4 protein-coding genes are annotated in these 3,026 nt (G+C 51.7%); all 4 read right to left on the bottom strand.

All coding sequences use genetic code 11. From position 1 onward, the window contains the following. Window positions 1-284: 284 nt before the first annotated feature. Window positions 285-1,319, bottom strand: a complete 1,035-nt coding sequence (locus V3U24_02980) for an isoaspartyl peptidase/L-asparaginase (GenBank protein ID MEE9166411.1) — start codon at window positions 1,317-1,319, stop codon at window positions 285-287. A gap of 56 nt (window positions 1,320-1,375) precedes the next feature. Next, a complete protein-coding gene (locus V3U24_02975) occupies window positions 1,376-1,537 on the bottom strand; it encodes a hypothetical protein (GenBank protein ID MEE9166410.1) in 162 nt (53 codons plus the stop codon). Next, entirely contained in the window at window positions 1,530-2,567 is a 1,038-nt protein-coding gene (locus V3U24_02970) for an NAD(P)H-dependent glycerol-3-phosphate dehydrogenase (protein ID MEE9166409.1), read from the bottom strand. The genes V3U24_02975 and V3U24_02970 overlap by 8 nt, the downstream gene beginning before the upstream one ends. Beyond that, window positions 2,551-3,026: long-chain fatty acid--CoA ligase (locus V3U24_02965; GenBank protein MEE9166408.1), on the bottom strand; the 476-nt coding region annotated here is incomplete at its 5' end. The genes V3U24_02965 and V3U24_02970, both read right to left, overlap by 17 nt.

Below are 3,026 nucleotides of genomic sequence, written 5' to 3'. Positions count from 1 at the left end.
CTCAGCTTCCTCGATCTGTTTTCTCAGGAGCTCGTTTTGTTTTCTCAGTTTAGTAATCTCTTCAGCAGCCTTTCGGAGCGCTTCCCTCGACCCCGCAACCTCAATATATCCCACGGGAGCGACACCGTGGGTTCCGATGCCGGTGCCCATATGTTCTTTGCCTTTCGTCATTTTCTTGCTCACCGTCTTACTCTTTCCCTAACTCAAGATATTTGCCTTTATGATCGAATTCTGTCCACATTGCATCACGGCTTGGAAATCGAAAATCCGGAAAGAGTTGGGAATCATTCCTTGTAGATCTTCACCACCGCATCTTGGTTTTCCACCATAAAACCCCTGTACATCCCTTCCGTATTGAATTTCATTGACACATTTCCCTTTCTGTCGATCGCGATGACGCCTCCGCTACCTCCTTGCTGCGTCAGCTTTTGCATAATGACAGTTTCGACTGCCTCGTTCAAAGATAGACCTCGATAGGTCATCAAGGACGAGATGTCGTAAGCCACTAGAAAGCGCATGAAATACTCACCGTGCCCGGTACCGGAAACTGCGCATGAACCGTTATCCGCATAGGTTCCAGCGCCGATGAGTGGCGAATCCCCCACCCTTCCGAATTTCTTGTTGGTAAGTCCACCCGTCGACGTGGCTGCAGCAAGATTGCCATTTTTGTCAAGAGCCGTCGCGCCTACGGTTCCCACCGGCGGGGATGTTACGTGCAACATCGAACTACTAGGTTTATCACTCTTTTTCTTCTTTGACCCCTGCCACTGTTTCCACCTCTTTTCCGTGTAGAAATAGTCCCGAGGGACCAGCTCGATCCCCTGCTCCCGGGCAAAAGCTTCCGCTCCCTCCCCCACCATCAAAACATGAGGGGATTTTTCCATAACAAGTCTGGCCAGACTCACGGGGTTCTTTATATGTTTGACGGCGGCGACGGCTCCCGCATTGAGCGTGCTTCCGTCCATGATCGAGGCATCAAGCTCGTTCGTTCCCTGGTCTGTAAAGACAGCCCCCTTCCCCGCATTGAACAGGGGAGAATCCTCGAGCATTCTCACGACTGTCTCAACGGCATCGAGACTGCTCCCACCTCCTTCAAGAATACCGTACCCTGCCGATAATGCCTGAGTGAGCGCCAGACGGTAGTTTTTTTCCCTTTCTGGAGTCATATTCTTCCTGAGTATCGTGCCCGCCCCTCCATGAACCACAAGCCCGAAGGTGGGTCGCTCTGATTTCTCCTTCGCGCAAAACAGGAATACCAGGCTCAGAGAGATTATGAGAATACGAGTTCCCCGATAGCTGACTTTTGATGCTCGTTTCATGATGAGACTCTCGCCCATTTGTGTCAATATTGACCTGTTTGACTCATGCTGGCAGCTTACTCCTGACGGTCTCTTCTCACCGTCTCCATGACTGCTGCCACGACGAAAGCCAGGAGCGTCACGATGAGAGAAATGATTGCGAGAATACCGTAATCCATGATCACTTTCCTTTCATCTTCTGCGGTAGTTCTTGAACTGAGATGCCTGCGCTCATTCATACACGAGTTCACGAGTCATGAGATCGCTGACGGCCTTCCTGGGGTCTTTGTCTTCAAAGAGTACCCGGTAGGTGGCGGCGCAAATGGGCATTTCCACACTATACTTTTCCATCAATGCGTAAATCGATTGGGCCGTGCTGATCCCCTCAGCGATAACCTTCATCTCACCAAGAATGTCGGAGAGTTTTCGACCCTTTCCCAGTTCCTCCCCCACGTGTCGATTTCTGCTGTGTCGACTCAGACATGTTACCACAAGATCACCCATGCCACTGAGTCCGGCCAACGTCTCCGGTCTGGCTCCCATCGCCACAGCCAGCCTCGTAATTTCCACGATACCCCGGGTAATCAAGGCTGCCTTCGTGTTGTCACCGTATCCGATACCATCGCAGATACCCGCCGCAATGGCAATAACGTTCTTGATCGACCCGCCCAACTCTACGCCTACGACATCGGTGCTCGTGTAGATCCGAAAGGTTTCCGAAGAAAAGATTTGTTGAACCGATTCGATGGTTTCTGGATCCTCCCCTGCCACAACGACCGCGGTGGGTATCTCCAGCGCAACTTCCTCAGCGTGGCTGGGACCCGAGAGGGTAGCAATCTTCGACGGGCGGATGTTCGCCACCTCAGCGATTACCTCGCTCATTCGAAGCAGCGTATCGTTTTCTATACCTTTTGCCAGATTAACGATTGTCGTGTCCGGCTTGATGAAGGCGGTTTTCCCCAGAACTTCTCTGACTACCTGTGAAGGGATTGCCACGACCGCAATATCTGCAGGCTGAAAAGAGGAAAACACCTCTATCAACCGAATCTTCTTGTCCAGAACAAGACCTTCTATATAGGGATGTACCCTCGTTCTCGACATTTCCTGCAGCTCATGGGGGTCCCCGTGCCACGCCGTCACATTGTGTCCCAACCCCACAAGATGTTGGGCGAACGTACCGCCCCACGACCCGGCTCCCACGATATTGACATTCAGAGATCTCCCAGAGCTTAGCATGAGCGTCGGCAGGGGATCAGGAAGATTCCTCATACAAGGTATCAATCGCCTTTTCGTACTTCTTTTCCACAACCTTCCGTTTCACCTTAAGAGTGGGAGTAAGTTCATTGTCGGCAATGGTCCATTCACGGGGAAGGAGCGCGATCTTTTTTACGGTTTCGTACCTGGCAAAGCCTTCCATGGTGTGCATGAGTTCATCGTTGAATAGAGCCTCAACCTCAGTATTCCCTATTAGTTCATCGTGATTCTGGAACTTTATCCCCTTCTCATCTGCCCACGCTTCCAGCGCTTCGAACGAAGGAACCACCAGGGCACTGACGAACTTCCGTCTATCACCGATCACAAGAGACTGCTCGACGTACTTAGACGCGAGTAGCGCATTCTCCAGAGGTCCGGGAGCCACGTTCTTTCCCCCGCTTGTGACAATAAGATTCTTCTTACGGTCGGTAATCCTGAGAAACCCCTCCTCGTCAAACTTCCCAATATCTCCCG

Source organism: Candidatus Neomarinimicrobiota bacterium, assembly GCA_036476315.1.
Lineage (GTDB): Bacteria > Fidelibacterota > Marinisomatia > Marinisomatales > S15-B10 > JAZGBI01.
The sequence above is the reverse complement of the archived record's forward strand: the minus strand, read 5'-3'. Positions and strand labels throughout refer to the sequence as shown.

What these genes read in the sequence shown, in the direction of transcription:
- V3U24_02970 (MEE9166409.1), bottom strand. Translation starts at nt 2,567, where the DNA reads ATGAGGAATCTTCCTGATCCCCTGCCGACGCTCATGCTAAGCTCTGGG.
- V3U24_02975 (MEE9166410.1), bottom strand. Translation starts at nt 1,537, where the DNA reads ATGAATGAGCGCAGGCATCTCAGTTCAAGAACTACCGCAGAAGATGAA.
- V3U24_02980 (MEE9166411.1), bottom strand. Translation starts at nt 1,319, where the DNA reads ATGAAACGAGCATCAAAAGTCAGCTATCGGGGAACTCGTATTCTCATA.